The organism is Paenarthrobacter sp. TE3676, from assembly GCF_056279165.1.
On the sequence record NZ_JBWBQU010000002.1, the window covers coordinates 716846 to 734388 of the forward strand.

Below are 17543 nucleotides of genomic sequence, written 5' to 3' on the forward strand. Positions count from 1 at the left end.
CGTCCCCAGCCCGGAAGCGAAATGAAGCTGCGCCTTTTTCCCCAGGAACCTGCCGGGCTCGTACTGCTCGCGCAGATGGCCGGCGTCATCGTTGCCGCTACTGGAACGCTCTCGGAGATACTCGGGGCGCCCGCCAGTGAGCACCAGCGTCTCGCCGAAGAATTGCACGAGCACGAGTCCAAGTCCTTGGACCTGCATTTCGCGCTGCTGACGCACATGCGCACCAGCTTTGTGAACCCGCTCCCCCGCGAGGACATGTACACGCTCTCCCGCCACCTCAATGAGGCCATGGAGAAGCTGGACGCCGCCGGAGATCTTGTAGCTCTCTACAAGCTGGATCGGCTCCCCAAGCGCGCTGCAGACCAGTTGGAGATCATCAGCCGGCAGGCTGAGCTCACGGTGGATGCGATGCGGAAGCTTGAGGACCTGGACGAACTTGAGGACTACTGGATCGAGATCCTTCGGCTGGCCAAACGTGCAGAGCGGTCGCACCGGATCTGGGTGGCCGAGATGCTCAAGGATATGAAGTCCACGCAGTACGCTCGGCACCGGGACATCGCCAACCAGCTGGTGGAAGTTACCAAGGACATGCGGAAGGTCGCCACCCAGGTAGGCAGCATCATCGTCAAGGAATCATGACGTGACCATCGCATTCCTGGTCCTCGTGGTTGCTCTGGCCTCCGGGTTCGCATTCCTCAACGGCTTCCGCGACGTCTCCAACGCCGTCGCGCTGTCCACGCGGACCCGCGCCCTCACGCCGTCAGTCGCCGTGCTTTTGGCTGCAGTCTTCAATTTTGTGGGTGCCATGCTCAGCGGCACCTTCATCCTCGCCTTTACGCAATCGTGGATCACGTTGCCGGAGGGCACCAGTGGCCTCACCATGCTGGCGTCCGCGCTCACCGCGGCCATCTTGTGGGGCGTGTACGCGTGGTGGCGAGGAATTCCCTTGTCCTCCACGAACTCATTGGTCGGCGGCCTGATCGGTGCCGGGGCCGCGAGTGTCCTTGTGGGCGGCAACGCGGTGGGAGGCATGGACAATGTCCTGCTGACCCAGGTGGCCCTGCCCCTGGTGCTCTCCCCTGTCATCGCGTTCGTGGCTGCATACCTGCTGGTGTGGCCTGTGACGTGGGCTGCGCGCTACACCCAACCGAACGTTGTGAACCGGAGGTTCCGGCGGGCGCAGGCCATCTCAACCGCCGCTGTGGCATTCGGCCACGGACTCCAGGACGGCCAGCGCACGGCCGCCGTCATGGTCCTGGCCATGGTGGCCGCGGGCTTGTCCAGCGGCAGCGACGTACCTCTCTGGATCCTCCTGCTCACCGCCATCATGCTCACGGCAGGGACCATGTTTGGCGGCTGGCGAATCTCCCACACCCTCGGCCACAAACTCATTCGGGTGGATCCGCTGCGCGGTTTCGTGGCACAGACCCTGACGTCCGTGATGCTCTTCATCGGCGCAATCGGATTTCACCTGCCGCTTTCCACCACCCATACGTTGACCGCCTCCGTGCTGGGTTCGGGCGTGAACCAGCGGTTCCACACCGTCAACAGGCGCTTGGTCAGGAGGGTGCTGTTGTTCTGGGTGGCCACACCGTTGATCACGGCAGCCGCGGCCTTCATCCTGGAGCTGGCGTTCTCGCCCCTCGCAGATTTGTAAAACCAACTGAGTAACAGCAAACGTCGCAATGAGCGCTCATTGCGACGTTTGCTGTTACCTACTTGGGTAAGAAAAAACGACGGCGGCCGTACCCCCAAGGCGACGGCCGCCGTCGTTCTGTGCCGACTCCCCCCAGAGAAGCCGGAACCTGTAGAACCCCTTATCCGAAGCGGCCGGAGACGTAGTCTTCCGTTGCTTTCTGACCAGGGTTATTGAAGATGCTGGTGGTGTCAGCGAACTCGATCAGCTTGCCGGGCTTGCCGGTGCCCGCAATGTTGAAGAACGCGGTCTTGTCGGACACACGCGCAGCCTGCTGCATGTTGTGGGTAACGATCACCACGGTGTACTGGTCCTTGAGCTCGTTGATGAGGTCCTCAACGGCCAAAGTGGAGATGGGGTCCAAGGCCGAGCAGGGCTCGTCCATGAGGATCACCTGGGGCTCGACGGCGATGGCGCGGGCGATGCAAAGGCGCTGCTGCTGACCACCGGAAAGGCCGGAACCGGGCTTGTCCAGGCGGTCCTTGACCTCGTTCCAGAGGTTGGCTCCCACCAGGGACTTCTCCACCAGGGCGTCAGCTGCGCCCTTGGAGATCTTCTTGTTGTTCAGCTTCACGCCGGCCAGCACGTTGTCACGGATGGACATGGTGGGGAACGGGTTGGGGCGCTGGAAAACCATACCAACCTGGGTGCGGACGGTCACGGGGTCAACACCGGGTCCGTAGAGGTTGTCGCCGTCCAGGAGGACCTCGCCCTCAACGCGCGCGCCGGGAAGGACCTCGTGCATGCGGTTCAGCGTGCGGAGGAAGGTGGACTTGCCGCAGCCGGACGGGCCGATGAAAGCCGTAACGGACTTGGCTTGGATGTTGATGTTGACGTCCTCGACGGCCAGGAAGTTGCCGTAGTAGACATTCAGGTCTTTGACGTCGATGCGCTTAGACATGGTGTTCCTTTGTTCCTTGGGGGGTGTGGAAGTTTGAAGGGGCCGCCGGGTAACCGTTGGCCGGCCCGGCTAGCGTCCCGTTTTGGGTGCGAACAGACGGGCAATGAGGCGGGCTCCGAGGTTCAGGAGCATCACCAGGATGATCAGCACCAGCGCGGCGCCCCAGGCACGCTGGTCCGAGGGGCCAGGGTTGGACGGCGACGTCGGGTTGAGGATCTGCGTGTAAATGAACGTGGGCAGCGAGGCCATCCAGCCACCGAACACATTGTTGTTGATGGTGGTCGCGAACCCGGCGGTGACCAGGATCGGCGCGGTTTCACCGATGACGCGGGCGATCGCCAAGGTGACGCCGGACGCGATGCCGGAGATCGCCGTCGGAATGACCACTTTGGTGATGGTGCGCCACTTCCGCACGCCCAGCGCGTACGAGGCCTCGCGGAGCTCGTTCGGGACGATCTTGAGCATTTCCTCGCTGGAGCGGACCACAACAGGGATCATCAGGACGGATAGTGCGACGGCGGCCACCGCACCGGTCTTGGTGCCGGGGCCCACGATGGCGAAGAAGAACGCTGCCGCGAAAAGGCCGGCCACGATCGACGGGATGCCGGTCATGACATCCACGAAGAACGTGATGGCGCGGGCCAGCGGACGGTCGTTGCCGTATTCCACCAGGTAGATGGAAGTCAGGAGGCCCACGGGCACGGAGATCACCGTGGCAAGTAGCGTGATCTGGATGGTGCCCAGCAGCGCGTGGTAGATGCCGCCGAGGACGGGTGCGCCTTCCTCCACTGCCTTGTTATCGAAGGCACCGGTAACACCGTTCATGGAGGTGCCCAGGAAGCCGGGTGTGATGAGCCCGGGGATGCCGTTGACCAGGACGGTGACGATGACCGAGATCAGGGGCAGCAATGCAACCAGGAAGGCACCGACCACCAGGCACGTGGCGAGCTTGTCCTTGGCTTTGCGGGCACCTTCAACAGCGCCGCTCCAGGAGACCAGCCCCACCGCGAACAGGATGGCGGAGACGATGCCCCAGCCGAAGGCGTTGAAGCCGATGAGCGCCAGGATGGCCGCGCCGACAATGAGCGCGACGGCCAGGACAATGTAGGGCGCGAACTTGGGCAGTTGGCCCTTGGTGAGCGCTGAGCGCTTGCGGACTACTGTGGCGGACATTTAGTTGGCTCCCGAGAATTCTTTGTGCCGGGTGATGATCCAGCGGGCGATCATGTTGACGCCAAGGGTGATGACGAACAGCACCAAGCCGGCTGCGATCAACGTGTTGACCTTGATACCGCTGGCTTCGGGGAAGTTCAGGGCGATTTCCGCGGCGATGGTCTGGTTGCCGGACTGGATGAGGCTTGCAGTCAGGACACCGGACGAGAGCACCAAGGCAACGGCCATGGTCTCACCGAGTGCTCGGCCGAGGCCCAGCATGATGGCGCTGATGATGCCGGGGCGGCCGAAGGGCAGCACGGCCATCTTGATCATTTCCCATCGGGTAGCTCCAAGTGCGAGCGCTGCTTCCTCGTGCAGCTTGGGGGTCTGCAGGAAGATTTCGCGGGACAGGGAGGTGATGATGGGAAGGACCATGACGGACAGGACGATGCCGGCGGTAAGGATGGTCTTGCCGGTGGCGGATGCCGGTCCTTCGAAGATCGGGATCCAGCCGAGGTACGTGGCCAGCCAGTCGTAGGCCGGGGAGATTTCCTTGGCCAGGAATGCTGCACCCCAGGCGCCGTAGACAACGGAGGGGATGGCGGCGAGCAGGTCCACCACGTAGCCGAGGCCCGAAGCGAGCCGGCGCGGGGCGTAGTGCGAGATGAACAGTGCCACGCCGATGGCCACGGGAGTGGCGATGACGAGGGCGATCACGGCGGCAATCAATGTGCCCACCACGATCGGGGCGATATAGGCGAAGAAGCCGTTGCCGCCCTGGATGTCCTCAGCCGGGGCAGTGAGGGCGGGGATTGCCTGCACCACAAGGAATAGCGCGACTCCGAAGAGGACCGCGAGAATCAGGCACCCTGCGGCCATGGCGGCCCCGGAGAAAACCTTGTCCCCGGCGCGTCCTGCGCCTTGGGAGGTTGTCAGGGAGTTGGTGGTCACTTCACGATCCTTCAGTCTCAGTGAACTGGTCTTACATGGCTAAGTTCCCTGCCCCGCGCGAGCGGCTCTGCGGCCACGTCGCGCGGGACAGGGAACTTCAGTGTTCAGCCGGGTTCGGCAAACCCGCCGGGAAACCTTAGGCCTTGGCCTTGATGGTTTCGATAGCGGCCTTGGCCTTGTCCTGCAGCGTCTTGGAGAGCGGTGCGGACTTCGCGGCGTCAGCGGCGGTCTTCTGTCCCTCGTCGGAAACGACGTAGCTTTCGAAGCCCTTGACCAGGTCAGCAACTTCCTTGGTCTCGTAGGTGCTGCAGACAACGTGGTACGAGACGAGGACTACGGGGTAGGCGCCCGATGCGGTGGTCTTGCGGTCCAGCTTGATGGCGACATCGTTGGCGGCGCGGCCCTCAACAGGCTTGCCTGCTTCGACAGCCTTGGCAGCGGCTTCTGCGGAGATCTTGACGAACTCTTCGCCCACCTTGATGGACGCGGTGCCCAGCTTGCCGGAGACAGCGGAGTCATCAGCGTAGGTCACGGCACCCGGGGTGTCGGTGACGGTCTTGACGACGCCGGAGGTGCCCTTGGCGTTCTCGCCGGCGAGGCTTGCGGGCCAGATGCCGGCAGCCTTGTCCGTCCAAACCTCGGGTGCAGCAGATGCGAGGTAGTCGGTGAAGTTGGTGGTGGTCCCGGAGTCATCGGAGCGGTTCACGGGGGTGACCTTGAGGTCCGGCAGGGTGACGCCTTCGTTGAGGGCGGCGATTGCGGGATCGTTCCAGTTGGCGATTTGGCCGCGGAAGATCTTGGCCACGGTGGTGGCGTCCAGCTTCAGGTCCGTGACGCCGGGAACGTTGAAGGCAACAGCGATCGGGGAGATGTACACCGGGATGTTGATGGCGCCTTCGGGGCCGCACTTGGCCTTGGAGCTCTCGAGCTCTTCGTCCTTCAGGTAGGCGTCGGAGCCGGCGAACTGTGCCGAGCCGTCGATGATGGCCTTGCGGCCTGCGCCGGAACCATCGGGGGAGTACTGAACAGTTGCGCCGGAGTTCGCGGCGGAGAAGCCGGCCTTCCAGGCGTCCATGGCTGCGCCGGTGGAGGAAGCGCCAATGCCGGTCAGGGTGCCGGTGACCTTGGGGCCGGAGGCTGCCGACTGGGTGCCGCCAGTGGTGCCCGTTGCGTTGTCTGAACCGCAAGCAGTGAGCGCGAGAGCGCCGGCTGCGATGACCGCGATTGCCGCGTTGCGGCCGAAGTGAGTTGCCTTCACTTGGATGTGCCCCTTCCAGGGATTCTTCGATGCGGGCCGAACGGAGATTTCGGCGTGCGCGAGCTGTGGACCTTTTTGTTCCTTTACTGAAGGTAAGGAGTGCAGGTAACGGGATCTGCGGTGAAAGGTGAACGGAAGGTGAACGACGGCGGACCATTGGGTTATGTGGCGCGTGCCACCTTGAGCGGCACCCGGCTTGCGGTAGTTGAGGGGGGTTGGGCAAATAGACTGGAAGGCATGGCTGCCGCGAAAGGATTTTCTGCAAGCAAGAGGTTCCTGCGCGCCAGAGTCCGGACGGGCCTGGTCCGCAGCCGCAATTCCCTGACTCCGGCCATTCAGATGACGGTGTGCGCCGTCGGTGCCTACGCTTTCGCCGAGTACGTACTGGGCCACCAAGGACCCCTGTTCGCGGCGACCTCGTCGTTGATTGCCCTTGGCTTCTCCCGCGATCCGCGGCTGCGTCGCGTGATCGAGGTAGGCCTTGGCTGCACGCTGGGCATCGTGGTTGGTGACCTGTTGCTTCACTGGCTGGGCGCCGGGATCTGGCAGGCCGCCGTCGTGCTTCTTTTCTCCATCCTGCTGGCCAGGTTCCTGGACAGCGGCACGATCTTCACCACCCAGCTGGGACTGCAGTCGTTGCTGGTGGTGCTGCTGCCGGCGCCGGCTGGCGGGCCGTTTACGCGAAGCCTCGACGCCGTGATCGGTGGAGTGTTTGCGTTGCTGGTGACCATCCTGGTGCCCAAAGATCCGCGACGGGAGCCCCGGAAGGACGTCCAGAAAATTCTTCATGAGCTCGCGGAGGTGCTCCGTGAGTGCGCCAAGGCATTGACCGAGAGCGACTCCACTACTGCCTGGCACGCCCTGATCCGCGGCCGGAACTGCCAGCCATTGGTGGACCGGATGCGGCAGACTTTGCGCGCTTCCGGTGAAGTTGCCACCCTGGCTCCGGCCCACCGCAGGCATCGCGACGAACTCGCCGGCTTGGAGCATTCGCTGGAGTACATTGACCTCGCGCTCCGTAACAGCCGGGTGTTTGCGCGGCGCCTCACCAGCGCAATCAACCATGCAGCGTTGTCCGATGAAGCGATCGACAGCATCTCCGATGTCCTTCAGGAAACTGCGGCCGCGATTGATGAGATGAACATCGGCTTGTCCGAGCAAAGTGAGGGTACCCGCCGTGTGCATCTCCGCCGTGCCCGGAATGATCTTTCAGATATCGCAGCCCGGCTGCATCCCAAGATGCTGGACGTCCAGAGGCTCGAGGGCGAAACCGTAGTCATGCTTTTCCGTCCGCTCATGGTGGACCTGCTGGAAGCGAGCGGGATGGAACCGGACGAGGCCCGGGCGGTGCTCCCGGCGCTGTAGCCTTCGCCGAGATGGCATTTGATGACGATGCCACGGCCTGACACCGTCATTAAGTGCAACCTCGGCGGCTAATCCTGTCGGTGCCCGCCACTACGCTTGAACCCATGGCTTCCAAGACCTCCCGAGCATCCAAAACACCCGCCTACAAGTGCGCCGAATGCGGCTGGACCGCCATCAAGTGGGTGGGCCGCTGCGGCGAGTGCCAGGCCTGGGGAACAGTGGAGGAGTACGGCGCCACGGTAGCGCGTACGACGGCGGCCGCTACCGTTTTGGAGCCTGCCCGCCGTATCGCTGAGGTGGATGGGACCACAGCGGCGTTCCTGCCCACTGGCGTTGACGAACTCGACCGCGTCCTGGGCGGAGGGCTCGTTCCAGGTGCCGTCATCCTGCTGGCGGGGGAACCCGGCGTCGGAAAGTCCACGCTGCTGTTGGACGTCGCGGCGAAGTTCGCCCGCACGGGACAGGACGTCCTCTACATCACGGGTGAGGAGTCTGCGGCGCAAGTGAAGCTGCGCGCTGAGCGAATCGATGCCGTCGCCCATACTCTTTATCTCTCCGCGGAAACCGACCTGGGGCAGGCGCTGGGCCAGGTGGAGAAGCTTGAGCCCAAGCTGCTGATTGTTGACTCCGTACAAACCCTGAGCAGTGCGGACGTGGAGGGCAGCGCCGGCGGCGTCTCCCAGGTGCGCGAGGTCGCGGCGTCGATCATTTCTGCGGCAAAGCGACGCAACATGACAACGCTGCTGGTGGGCCACGTGACCAAGGAAGGCACCATCGCAGGGCCGCGCTTACTGGAACACCTGGTGGACGTCGTGTGCCAGTTCGAAGGCGAGCGCCACTCACGTCTGCGGCTGCTCCGGGCTGTGAAGAACCGCTACGGGGCTACGGACGACGTCGGATGCTTTGATCTCAATGAGGCCGGCATCGAGGGGTTGGCCGATCCCAGCGGACTGTTCGTTTCGCGGACCCGGGAGCCGGTCTCCGGAACCTGCATCACGGTGACAATGGAGGGTCGCAGGCCACTGCTGGCGGAGGTTCAGTCCCTTCTCGCTGAGAGCGCCAATTCCCAGCCCCGCCGTGCCACTAGCGGACTGGAGAGCTCCAGGGTTGCCATGTTGCTCGCAGTACTTCAGCAGCGTGCCGGCTGCATGCTTCATAAGGACGACTCCTATGTAGCAACCGTGGGCGGAGTGAAGCTGACGGAGCCGGCCACAGACTTGGCTGTTGCCTTGGCTGTCGCATCGGCTAAGTCCCGCAAGGCACTCCCCCAGCGGCTCATTGCGTTCGGCGAGGTGGGCCTGGCCGGCGAAGTACGTCCCGTGCCGGGCATCAACCAGCGCATTCAGGAAGCTCACCGTCTCGGGTTCACGCACGCTATCGTTCCGGCAAGCCCGGCAGGTGCCGGCGTTATCCCGGACGGTTTCTCCGTGCGCGAAGTAGGCCACTTGGCTGAGGCACTTGAACTGCTGATCACGTAATCCTGCCGGGGTGTCGGGAGCCTTCTGAGGTGCGGTTTCCGCGAGGATGAGAGACATGACCAAACGGAATGTGCTTATCGGGGGACGCTTTTTCTTTGGCCTTCTGACCTTGGTGGCAGTGGGAACCCAGCTGACAGTTCATCTGGGCATGGGCTATGACCTCTGGAACTTCTTCAGCTACTTCACCAACCTGTCCAACATTTTCGCTGCCCTTGTGCTGCTGATCAGTGGCTATCGCGTTCTGATACGAAAGCGGCCCAGTGAAATCGATGACGTCACCCGAGGCACTGCCACCATTGCCATGGCCGTTGTGGGGCTGGTGTTTGGTGCGCTGCTGGCTGGTGAAGACCTCGGCTCCCTGCTCCCGTGGGTCAACTTTGTGGTCCACTACCTCATGCCTGTCGTGATGGTGGCGGACTGGCTCTTCCAACCGCCCCGGGCCACGCTCCGCCCCAAGCACATCTGGTACTGGCTGCTCTACCCGGTGGGCTACCTGGTCTATAGCCTCATCCGCGGGGCTTTCGTCAACTGGTACCCGTACTGGTTCATCGATCCCGCCCGTGCTGGTGGCTGGGGCGGCGTGGTGGTGTTTGCCGTAGCCATTTCCGTCGGGTTCATGGTTGTGAGCCTGGCGATGCTGTGGCTCGGGAACAAGCTCAAGCGGCAGGTAGATTACTAGGCGATCTTCCCCAAGGAACGGCGCATTAACTACAGCAACTGGCTATATTCGCCCATGTCAGTAGACAAACTTCCGCAAAGTGCACCTGTCGGACAGCTCGGAAAATGCACCTTGCGAGCAGCGCCGAACATAACGAAATGACCCACTTTGGGGCTTGCTGGTGCGGTTAACGGTGCCCGGAAGCCCTATCATTGTGCTTGTCGTCATGTGGGCATTTTTCGGAGAGCGCGCTGACGCCCGATTCAGCTTGTCTGTGAGCCGTGGCTTGCACCTTCGAAGGGAAACCCTATGGCCCGGAGTCCGGAAGAGTCGCTCAAGGCGACCTTGGCCAGAGTCGCACCCGGAACTCCATTGCGTGATGGCCTGGAACGGATCCTCCGTGGACGCACAGGCGCTTTGATTGTGCTGGGCTACGATCGCACCATCGATTCCATCTGTTCGGGCGGATTCGACATCGGCATCGATTTCTCCCCAACACGCCTCCGTGAGTTGGCCAAGATGGATGGCGCCATCATTTGCGACAAGGACGCCAGCAACATTGTCCGGGCAGCTGTCCAGCTGGTCCCCGATTCAAGCATTGAAACCCAGGAATCCGGCACCAGGCACCGCACCGCCGAGCGCGTCGCGATCCAGACCGGCGTTCCCGTCATTTCCGTCAGCCAGTCCATGCAAATCATCGCGCTCTACGTGAACGGCCTGCGCCACGTCCTGGAGGGCTCCGAAAAGGTCCTCGCCCGCGCCAACCAGGCCCTCGCAACCCTGGAGCGGTACAGCGCCCGCTTGGACCAGGTCACCAGCTCTCTTTCTGCCCTGGAAATCGAGGCACTGGTTACCGTTCGGGACGTCGCGGTCACGCTGCAGCGCCAGGAAATGGTCCGCCGCATCTCCGAGGAAATCGCCCAGTACGTCCTGGAACTGGGTGAAGACGGCCGCCTGCTGTCCCTCCAGGTTGAAGAACTCACCGTGGGTCGCGGCCCGGGCAGCGATGTCATCATCCGGGACTACTCCGATCCCAACGCTACGCCCGAGGAAATCGAGGAAGCCGTCCAGGCCCTCCTCAATCTGGGCCCCACGGAACTGATCGACCTCAGCCGGATTGCCCACATCATCGGCTTCGCCGGTGGTGTGGAGCAGCTGGACGCCGTCGTGCAGCCGCGGGGCTACAGGCTACTCTCCGGCTTGAAGTCCGTGCCGAAGGCCGTGGCGGACCGTTTGGTGGACTACTTCGGCGGGCTCCAAAACCTCATGGCAGCAACGATCGACGACCTCATGACCGTGGACGGCATCGGCGATCAGCGCGCCCGCACAGTCCGCGAGGGCTTGAGCCGCATGGCCGAGGCGAGCCTCCTGGACCGCTTCCTCTAGCCCGCCGCCGTCGAAGGCTGCTAGTTCAGCTGGAAGGCAACTTTGGCACTGGACTTGTTCCCAAGGCGCGCTTCAAACGTGTAGTAGGCCCCTCCAGCGCCAGGCTTGGCGGTGATCTCGGCGCAGCCTTCCAGCGTCCGGTTGCGTTGCCACGGAAAGTTTGCGGTCTCGCTCTTGCCGGGTTGGATGGTCTTGATGAGGTCCTCGCCGCCCGTCTGGCAGTCCTTTGACGAGAAGATCCGGTCCGATCCGCTCATCAGCAGGTACTCCATTTGGGAGGTGCCCACGTTGACCTCGCACGGGGCGGTGCCGCCGTTGGTGATGGTCATGGTCAGCAGCGGCTTTTCCTCCGGGCCGTAAGCGGGCTTGTCGGTCTTGGCGGCAACGGTCATCAGGTTGAAATCGCAGACAGGCGTTGGCGAGGCCGAAGGCGAAGGCGCCGCTGATCCCGTCGGCACAGTCCCCTGCGTCGGCGCCGTTGATACGTCCGGCGTGCTGACTGCCTGCGGTTCCGGGTTCCCGGCGAGCGCACCCGTGAGCGCCACGACTCCGCCAACGATCAGTGCGATGACTAGCAGCAGGGCGCCAAAAACCACCTGCCGACGACGGCGATACACGGCAGGGCTAGGTCGGCGCCTGTTCGCCGGGGCACTTTTGCCCGGCGTGCCGGCGCGGGATGAGCCACGGGCAGCACCCTTCGCCGGCGCTGATGTGCGCGCGGTCGACTGCTGCTTACCCTTGTTGGCCATGGTTCTAGGCTAGGCTCGCGGTCGCGTGGGCACCTAACCTCCACGCCGCAGGGGTCCAATCCCGGCCTGTGTGACGTCGGCCATGAGCACTGCCAAGGGTGGCGGCCCCGGGATTCCACTACAGTGGATGGCAGCATGACACTTCCCGATTCAGGCCAGCTGGCAGGCCTCCACCAAGCCCTTGATCAGTGGTTCGCCGAGACCGCCCGCGACCTTCCGTGGCGCGAGCCCGATTGCAGCCCATGGGGCATCCTGGTCAGCGAAGTGATGCTCCAACAGACACCCGTTGTGCGGGTGCTCCCCGTGTGGCTGGACTGGATGGAACGCTGGCCCACACCCGCCCACCTTGCCGACGAGCCATCTGGCGCTGCCGTCCGCCATTGGGGTCGCCTCGGCTACCCACGCCGGGCCCTGCGACTGCACGCGGCCGCCGTCGCAATCCGCGAGCAGCATGACGGCCAGGTCCCTGATAATTACGTTGAACTTCTGGGGTTGCCGGGCGTCGGCAACTACACAGCGGCCGCCGTCGCAGCCTTTGCTTTCGGCCGCCGCGAAACCGTGGTGGACACCAACATCCGGCGCGTCCACGCGCGGCTTATCTCCGGAAGTGCGCTCCCCGCTCCTGCCTTGACCGCCGGGGAGATGCGGCTGGCTGACGCCCTCCTGCCCGAGGACCAGGATTTATCCGTGCGGTGGAACGCGTCCGTCATGGAACTCGGCGCCATGGTCTGCACCGCCCGCAGCCCCAAGTGCGCTGACTGTCCTGTTCGCTCCAGTTGCGCCTGGCTCGCGGCCGGTGAGCCGCCGCCGTCGTACACCCCGAAGGGCCAGTCCTGGCACGGCACGGACCGCCAAGTACGCGGCGCCGTGATGGCCGTCCTCCGAGAAGCAGCCACCCCGGTCCCCCGCGAGATGTTCGAGCAAGCGCCAGCAGACCTCGGGTTCGCGCCGTCCGGCGTCGGAATCCCGCTCGCCGCACTGCACCGGCTCAACTCCGCGCCCGAGCAGCTGGAGCGGGCACTTGCGGGCCTGTTGGTGGACGGTTTGGCGGAAATGCACGACGGCGGCCTGCGGCTTCCGGCGTAGCGTTCGTCCGCTGCGGTATCAGTTCGGCCACGGGACTGGGCGACGAGTAACGATGCAGCTGCCTCTTTGGCAGACGCTGGAGACAGTTGCTGCGCCCCGTCCTACTCTGAAGCATGGGCAGAATCGGATTGGCTTTGACCCTTGCCGGAACCGCAGCACTGCTTCCCGGTTGCTTCGCCGAACCTGTGGCCTGCCCGGCGATCGGGCACGTAGCCGGTGTTTCCCTGGCCGTCGCCGCGGACTATGCGGACGACGTTGCATCGTTACGGTTGAAGGCCTGCCAGGACGGAATCTGCACGGAAAAAGACCTCATGCTGAACCCAGGGGCGACAGCTGTGGACCAAGGCTGCACTCCGGATGGCGTGTGCTCAGCGACGTCGTCGCCGGACGGGACTCTTCAGGGTTTTCTTGAGCTGCCCGCCCTCAGTGAAAGCCCCCTCGAGGCGACCGTGACCGGCACTTCCCCCGCCGGAACCGCGTTGCCGCTCCGCACGCTGACCTTTACACCCAAGGGCGACTACCCCTATGGCGAGCAGTGCGGCCGGGTGATTTCCGCGGCCCTGACGCTGGACGGAGCAGCTTTGCGGCAGCGGTAGGGCTGAGGCTGCGTCCTAAGATGGGAGCGTGCCTGATCATGATGTCCACCCCGACGTATCCGAGGCGTTGAAGGCTCTGGGTCAGTCCGTCTCGTGGGACTCCTTGCCAGTGCCGGAGGCCGACAATCATGAGTATGGCGCCGCCGTCGCCAGCCTCGGGCCGGAACGGATCCGGTTCCGCGTTGGCAAGCTCACCCCCACGAAAGTGGGCCTCTTCGTTGCGGTGTGGCGCCGCGCCCAAGACGGATCCACAGAACCCTTCCCCGCAGAAGACGGCATCGGGCTATTGGTGGTGACGGTACGGGAAGGGAGCAACATGGGCCACTTTTCCTTTCCCACGTCGGCGCTGGTCAAGCACGGCATCGTTTCAGTGAAAGGCTCCGGCGGAAAGCGCGGCTTCCGGGTTTATCCGCCATGGTCGGAAGTGAGCAACCGACAGGCCATAAGGACCCAGCAATGGCAGTGCGAATATTTCAGGGATCGAAAAGAAACCTCAGGACTCCCGGGGTTCAACTGACCGCCGGTAGGAACTCGGCGTGAACCCCAGGTACTTCCGGAAGTCGTTCGTCAGGTGCGCATGGTCGGCGTAGCCAAGTTCGACGGCGATCGCGGCAAGGTCCGCCGTTGGGTCGGACCGGGTACGCTCGGCGGCATCCTGCAATCTTCGACGCCGGATCAGGGCTGAAGGGCTCAGCCCGACGTACTTTCCGGCGATTCTCTGCAGCGTTCTGGGTGAGACCGCCAGAGAAGCAGCCACGTCTTCAATTCTTGAAACGTCAGGCTCTGAAGCGATCACGTCCACCATCCGGTTGGCGAGCAAGGCCTCCTCTGAAGCAACAAACTCCAAGGAAACCAGCCACGCAACAAAGGCTTCCACGGCCCCCTCGCGGCGAGCGCCGCCGTCGTGCCTGTCACCGGAAGGCGGGGTCATGGCTGCCGACACGGCCCCGTGGAGGTCAGCCAGCGCCAGAACGATTTCCTGATCGCGGAGAGCTCCCGGATTGTCGGTGAACAGCGGCACCGCTGCCGGGCGGAGAAGTGCGCCAACAGCCCAACCTTGGCCGGTCAGGTCGCGGTAAGCCGCCCGGGTAGTGGGCCCGGAGAATTCGACGACGTCGCCTTGCACCACCAGATTGGACGTGGGGTAGGCGATGACGTGCTGCCGGGATGACCGGCCGGGCTCGATGTTCCACTCCGGGATCCAGAACCATTGCACCAGGTCTGCAACGGAAGCCGGGGCCGGAAATCGATGGAAGGTGGGCAGTCTTGCCGGATAGAGGATGCCCTTGAACGAATCCTCCATCGGACCTTTCCCAAGCGCATCAAAGCTGTCGCAAAACTCCAAGCGCTAGCTGGCAGAAAGCCCGTAGCGTCATAACCATGACAGATACTACAAGCACTGAGTCCACCACGGCAGCCCACGGCGAATACACCACCCATGGCATCCCGAACGGTCTGACCAGCCTCACGCCGTTCCTTGCGGTGCCCAACGCCAAGGAAGCCATCGCGTTCTACCGTGACGTGTTTGGGGCCCGGGTTGTGGGCGAAACCGAAATGGGAGGGATCGTGGTCCACGCCGAACTCGACTTCGGCAACGGCCACCTCCAACTGGGCGAGCCCAACCCGGAATTCCACCTGGTCCCGGCGCCGAGCGGGGAGGACGACTGCTATTCCCTCGGCCTCTACTGCCAGGACGCAGACGGACTCGTCAGGAAAGCAGAGCAAGCAGGAGCCACCATCCGTGAGCCGCTGTCCACCTTCGTCTCAGGTGACCGCTACGCCAGCATCCGTGATCCGTTCGGCGTTCGCTGGTCCATCATGACGCGCGTCGAGGACTTGTCCGAGGAGGAGAGCAATCGCCGCGTTGACGAGTGGGCCGCGCAGCAGGGCTAAGACACCGGAGGCCTTAGCCTCGGGAGACCTTAGCTCAGGCAGAGGCAGAACGGGTGCCCGGCCGGATCAAGGAACACCCTGAACGTCTCTCCAGGCTGATGGTCGGCCTTGGTCGCTCCCAAGGAAAGCGCAGCTTCCTCGCCCTTGTCCAGGTCCTCCACCACCATGTCGAGGTGCATTTGCTGCGGGATGGTCTGTCCGGGCCATTTTGGCGCTTGGTACACCTCCACTTGCTGGAAGGAGATGCAGTTGCCGCCGTCGCTGGGTCGGATGTCGAACCAGTCGCCCTTGTCCTCGATTTCCCACCCAAAAAGCTCGCCGTAGAAGGCGGCCAGTGCGGCTGCGTCGGGACAATCGATGACGACACTCGGGAATTTAGCTATAGCCATTTGTTAAACCTCGTCACCTGTCTTCTTCAAGCGGGCCAGGGCGCTCTTGGTGCCCCGCTGGGTGAGAACGTGAACTACTGCTGCGACGGCAGCCGAGACAACAGCGAAGACCAGCACACCGGGGAGTGAGTCGTTGAGGTCCGTGCTGTCCTTGGGGGCAGGCTTGCCGGTCTTCTTCTCCCAGAGGCCCTCCAGCGTCTTGTTTGCGAGCGCGCCGGCGCCGAGGCCAATTGCCAGGCCGAAAATTTTCACCAGTATGTTCAACGAAGTTCCTCCATCAGATAGCGCGCCGCCGAGCGACGCCTCACAAGGGGCAAAACAAGGCAGGGCCGCTGCAATTGCAGCGGCCCTGCCTGGATTCTTAGTCCTTCTTGAAAGCGTCTTTCAGCTTCTCGCCGGCGCCCTTGAGGTCGGCCTTCGTCTGGTCGCCCTTGCCTTCGGCTTCCAGTCGCTCGTTGTCCGTCAGCTTTCCGGCGGCTTCCTTAGCCTTGCCACCGAGCTTCTCGCCAGCGTTCTCCATCTTGTCGTCAGCACCCATGTGTCGCACCTCTTCCTTGTAGTGAACCTGTACCTCTACAACATCACTAATCAGTGTACTTAGCAATATTTGAGAGAAAATCTCCCTGAACTAGAGCTCCCCGAACCCTTCCTCCACAAGCCGCCCCACGTATTCAACCGCCTTCAACGAATCCTTGCCGCGGGCTTCGACCCGCAGGGTGGAACCCTTACCCGCAGCGAGCGCCATCAGCGCCATGATGGACATCCCGTCGACGCCGTTGACCGTCACCTCCGCGTCCAGCCCGGACAGGCCCCCGGCGATTTTCGCGGCAGGCCGTGCATGCATTCCGAGGGGGTTGATGACTTCGAAGTCGCCGCTTGCGTCTGGTTCATCCTTGTCGTCGGGGATCTCGGGACCCCCCACGCCTGCGGGCACGTTGCCAAAAGCCACAGCCTCTGCCGCTTTGCGAACATCCTCGACGCCGGCACCTCCTTGCGCGGCGACGGCTGCGGCCACGAGCCCCTCAACCAGCGGCGCATCAGCAAGGAGCACAGCGTCCGGATCGCTGGCGAACTCCACCGCCGACTCCGCTGTCATCACGGCCGAACCCAGATCGGTCAGCACCACCACGCCATCGCCCCCGGAATCCACCAGGGACTGCTCGACGGCGGCAAGCACCTTCTCAAGGCTGGTTCCGATGCGCTCGTCGTCGGTTCCCCCGGCGGCGACCAGTTCGACGTCGGGAGCCATCTGCGCGGCAAGTTCCACCGCTCCCTCAGCGATCTTGCTGCTGTGCGATACAACCACTATCCCCACCGTCATACGGCGTCGGTTCCCGTGTCACTGGTGGAGCCTGCAGCTGCAGCTGCGGCCGCGCGAAGGAGAAGGGCGGTTGAAGCGGCGCCAGGGTCGCGATGCCCTGCGCTGCGCTCCCCCAGATAGCTGGCCCGGCCTTTGCGTGCCACCAACGGATCCGTGGCCATGGCCCCTGTTTCGGCAGCTTCCGCGGCCGCTTCCAACACGCCAACGGGGTCAGAGCCGCCCGCTGCGGCCATTTGGGCCGCTTCAACGGCCGGCGTCCAAGCGTCGATCATCGTCTTATCCCCGAGCTCGGCTTTACCTCTGGCCACCACCCCATCCCGGGCGGCTGCGAGCGCCGAAGCCAGCGCCTCTGCATCAATATCGCTGATGTCCCCCAAAGAGGTGGCGGCCCGCAGATACGCTGTGCCGTAGAGCGGTCCCGCAGCCCCACCCACCTTGGACATGAGCGCCATCGCCGCAGCTTTCAATGCTGCTCCCGGAGTTTCAGGCGGGGTCTCATCGAGCTTCTGCAGCACGGCTTGGAAACCTCGGTCCATGTTCTCGCCGTGGTCCGAGTCGCCAATGGCACGGTCCAACTCAATCAGTTCCACCCGGTGCTCGGCCATGGCTTTTGCGGAGAGCTTCAGCCAATCAACAGCCCAATCAACATCCAACCCCATGC

General features: G+C 63.6%; 21 protein-coding genes. 10 read left to right on the top strand and 11 right to left on the bottom strand.

The window, feature by feature from the left end:
• Positions 1–21: 21 nt before the first annotated feature.
• Entirely contained in the window at positions 22–639 is a 618-nt protein-coding gene (locus tag ACZ881_RS07420) for a DUF47 domain-containing protein (RefSeq protein WP_043469600.1), read from the top strand.
• A 1-nt stretch (position 640) separates the two neighbouring features.
• Positions 641–1657, top strand: coding sequence for an inorganic phosphate transporter (locus tag ACZ881_RS07425; protein WP_454809093.1), 1017 nt, complete (start codon positions 641–643; stop codon positions 1655–1657).
• A gap of 160 nt (positions 1658–1817) precedes the next feature.
• On the opposite strand, the gene pstB is transcribed toward ACZ881_RS07425, so the two are convergent.
• The 4 genes from pstB to pstS all read right to left on the bottom strand — a co-directional run bounded on the left by pstB (position 1818) and on the right by pstS (position 5961).
• Positions 1818–2597 (bottom strand): phosphate ABC transporter ATP-binding protein PstB, encoded by a 780-nt coding sequence (gene pstB / locus ACZ881_RS07430; protein WP_011772968.1) that lies wholly within the window; start codon positions 2595–2597, stop codon positions 1818–1820.
• A gap of 69 nt (positions 2598–2666) precedes the next feature.
• Positions 2667–3770 (bottom strand): phosphate ABC transporter permease PstA, encoded by a 1104-nt coding sequence (pstA, locus tag ACZ881_RS07435; RefSeq protein ID WP_178994029.1) that lies wholly within the window; start codon positions 3768–3770, stop codon positions 2667–2669.
• On the bottom strand, positions 3771–4703 hold the full coding sequence (gene pstC, locus ACZ881_RS07440) for a phosphate ABC transporter permease subunit PstC (protein ID WP_017197022.1): 933 nt from the start codon (positions 4701–4703) through the stop codon (positions 3771–3773). It abuts the gene before it with no gap.
• Between the two features lie 136 nt (positions 4704–4839).
• The gene (pstS, locus tag ACZ881_RS07445; RefSeq protein WP_364307172.1) at positions 4840–5961 is read right to left on the bottom strand and encodes a phosphate ABC transporter substrate-binding protein PstS; all 1122 of its coding nucleotides are present in this window, start codon (positions 5959–5961) and stop codon (positions 4840–4842) included.
• 237 nt (positions 5962–6198) lie between these two features.
• On the opposite strand from pstS, the gene ACZ881_RS07450 reads away from it, so the two are divergent.
• From ACZ881_RS07450 to disA, 4 genes are all read left to right on the top strand, one after another.
• Positions 6199–7326 (top strand): FUSC family protein, encoded by a 1128-nt coding sequence (locus tag ACZ881_RS07450; protein ID WP_091467432.1) that lies wholly within the window; start codon positions 6199–6201, stop codon positions 7324–7326.
• Between the two features lie 104 nt (positions 7327–7430).
• Entirely contained in the window at positions 7431–8804 is a 1374-nt protein-coding gene (gene radA / locus ACZ881_RS07455) for a DNA repair protein RadA (RefSeq protein WP_017197019.1), read from the top strand.
• A 55-nt stretch (positions 8805–8859) separates the two neighbouring features.
• Complete coding sequence (locus tag ACZ881_RS07460; protein ID WP_476113796.1) at positions 8860–9483, top strand: Pr6Pr family membrane protein; 624 nt, start codon at positions 8860–8862, stop codon at positions 9481–9483.
• A gap of 288 nt (positions 9484–9771) precedes the next feature.
• Positions 9772–10848 (top strand): DNA integrity scanning diadenylate cyclase DisA, encoded by a 1077-nt coding sequence (gene disA, locus ACZ881_RS07465; protein ID WP_017197017.1) that lies wholly within the window; start codon positions 9772–9774, stop codon positions 10846–10848.
• Positions 10849–10868: 20 nt separating this feature from the next.
• Here the strand turns inward: disA and ACZ881_RS07470 are convergent, their stop codons facing one another.
• Positions 10869–11597: a hypothetical protein gene (locus ACZ881_RS07470; protein WP_429331013.1), complete on the bottom strand. Its 729-nt coding sequence runs from the start codon at positions 11595–11597 to the stop codon at positions 10869–10871.
• A 135-nt stretch (positions 11598–11732) separates the two neighbouring features.
• Here ACZ881_RS07470 and ACZ881_RS07475 point away from each other — a divergent pair, with 135 nt between their 5' ends.
• From ACZ881_RS07475 to ACZ881_RS07485, 3 genes are all read left to right on the top strand, one after another.
• On the top strand, positions 11733–12683 hold the full coding sequence (locus ACZ881_RS07475) for an HhH-GPD family protein (protein ID WP_476113799.1): 951 nt from the start codon (positions 11733–11735) through the stop codon (positions 12681–12683).
• A 113-nt stretch (positions 12684–12796) separates the two neighbouring features.
• Positions 12797–13279: a hypothetical protein gene (locus ACZ881_RS07480; protein ID WP_476113801.1), complete on the top strand. Its 483-nt coding sequence runs from the start codon at positions 12797–12799 to the stop codon at positions 13277–13279.
• A 28-nt stretch (positions 13280–13307) separates the two neighbouring features.
• Complete coding sequence (locus tag ACZ881_RS07485; RefSeq protein WP_476113803.1) at positions 13308–13796, top strand: MepB family protein; 489 nt, start codon at positions 13308–13310, stop codon at positions 13794–13796.
• Here the strand turns inward: ACZ881_RS07485 and ACZ881_RS07490 are convergent.
• Positions 13773–14582, bottom strand: a complete 810-nt coding sequence (locus tag ACZ881_RS07490; protein ID WP_476113805.1) for a helix-turn-helix domain-containing protein — start codon at positions 14580–14582, stop codon at positions 13773–13775. The two genes, ACZ881_RS07485 and ACZ881_RS07490, sit on opposite strands and share 24 nt — an antisense overlap.
• Before the next feature lie 77 nt (positions 14583–14659).
• Here ACZ881_RS07490 and ACZ881_RS07495 point away from each other — a divergent pair, with 77 nt between their 5' ends.
• Positions 14660–15172, top strand: coding sequence for a VOC family protein (locus ACZ881_RS07495; RefSeq protein ID WP_476113807.1), 513 nt, complete (start codon positions 14660–14662; stop codon positions 15170–15172).
• A 29-nt stretch (positions 15173–15201) separates the two neighbouring features.
• Here ACZ881_RS07495 and ACZ881_RS07500 read toward each other — a convergent pair whose 3' ends face one another.
• The 5 genes from ACZ881_RS07500 to dhaL all read right to left on the bottom strand — a co-directional run bounded on the left by ACZ881_RS07500 (position 15202) and on the right by dhaL (position 17541).
• Entirely contained in the window at positions 15202–15561 is a 360-nt protein-coding gene (locus ACZ881_RS07500) for a VOC family protein (protein ID WP_476113809.1), read from the bottom strand.
• 3 nt (positions 15562–15564) lie between these two features.
• Complete coding sequence (locus tag ACZ881_RS07505) at positions 15565–15825, bottom strand: DUF4235 domain-containing protein (protein ID WP_091464564.1); 261 nt, start codon at positions 15823–15825, stop codon at positions 15565–15567.
• 97 nt (positions 15826–15922) lie between these two features.
• Positions 15923–16099, bottom strand: coding sequence for a CsbD family protein (locus ACZ881_RS07510; protein WP_035760998.1), 177 nt, complete (start codon positions 16097–16099; stop codon positions 15923–15925).
• Positions 16100–16189: 90 nt separating this feature from the next.
• The gene (gene dhaM / locus ACZ881_RS07515) at positions 16190–16882 is read right to left on the bottom strand and encodes a dihydroxyacetone kinase phosphoryl donor subunit DhaM (protein ID WP_474660193.1); all 693 of its coding nucleotides are present in this window, start codon (positions 16880–16882) and stop codon (positions 16190–16192) included.
• Positions 16879–17541, bottom strand: coding sequence for a dihydroxyacetone kinase subunit DhaL (gene dhaL, locus ACZ881_RS07520; protein ID WP_476113814.1), 663 nt, complete (start codon positions 17539–17541; stop codon positions 16879–16881). The genes dhaM and dhaL overlap by 4 nt, the downstream gene beginning before the upstream one ends.
• Positions 17542–17543: the final 2 nt, after the last annotated feature.

Coding starts and splice junctions, on each gene's coding strand:
- ACZ881_RS07420 (WP_043469600.1), top strand. CDS start 22: ATGAAGCTGCGCCTTTTTCCCCAGGAACCTGCCGGGCTCGTACTGCTC.
- pstB (WP_011772968.1), bottom strand. CDS start 2,597: ATGTCTAAGCGCATCGACGTCAAAGACCTGAATGTCTACTACGGCAAC.
- pstA (WP_178994029.1), bottom strand. CDS start 3,770: ATGTCCGCCACAGTAGTCCGCAAGCGCTCAGCGCTCACCAAGGGCCAA.
- ACZ881_RS07450 (WP_091467432.1), top strand. CDS start 6,199: ATGGCTGCCGCGAAAGGATTTTCTGCAAGCAAGAGGTTCCTGCGCGCC.
- radA (WP_017197019.1), top strand. CDS start 7,431: ATGGCTTCCAAGACCTCCCGAGCATCCAAAACACCCGCCTACAAGTGC.
- ACZ881_RS07460 (WP_476113796.1), top strand. CDS start 8,860: ATGACCAAACGGAATGTGCTTATCGGGGGACGCTTTTTCTTTGGCCTT.
- disA (WP_017197017.1), top strand. CDS start 9,772: ATGGCCCGGAGTCCGGAAGAGTCGCTCAAGGCGACCTTGGCCAGAGTC.
- ACZ881_RS07470 (WP_429331013.1), bottom strand. CDS start 11,597: ATGGCCAACAAGGGTAAGCAGCAGTCGACCGCGCGCACATCAGCGCCG.
- ACZ881_RS07475 (WP_476113799.1), top strand. CDS start 11,733: ATGACACTTCCCGATTCAGGCCAGCTGGCAGGCCTCCACCAAGCCCTT.
- ACZ881_RS07480 (WP_476113801.1), top strand. CDS start 12,797: ATGGGCAGAATCGGATTGGCTTTGACCCTTGCCGGAACCGCAGCACTG.
- ACZ881_RS07490 (WP_476113805.1), bottom strand. CDS start 14,582: ATGGAGGATTCGTTCAAGGGCATCCTCTATCCGGCAAGACTGCCCACC.
- ACZ881_RS07495 (WP_476113807.1), top strand. CDS start 14,660: ATGACAGATACTACAAGCACTGAGTCCACCACGGCAGCCCACGGCGAA.
- ACZ881_RS07500 (WP_476113809.1), bottom strand. CDS start 15,561: ATGGCTATAGCTAAATTCCCGAGTGTCGTCATCGATTGTCCCGACGCA.
- ACZ881_RS07510 (WP_035760998.1), bottom strand. CDS start 16,099: ATGGGTGCTGACGACAAGATGGAGAACGCTGGCGAGAAGCTCGGTGGC.
- dhaM (WP_474660193.1), bottom strand. CDS start 16,882: ATGACGGTGGGGATAGTGGTTGTATCGCACAGCAGCAAGATCGCTGAG.
- dhaL (WP_476113814.1), bottom strand. CDS start 17,541: ATGGGGTTGGATGTTGATTGGGCTGTTGATTGGCTGAAGCTCTCCGCA.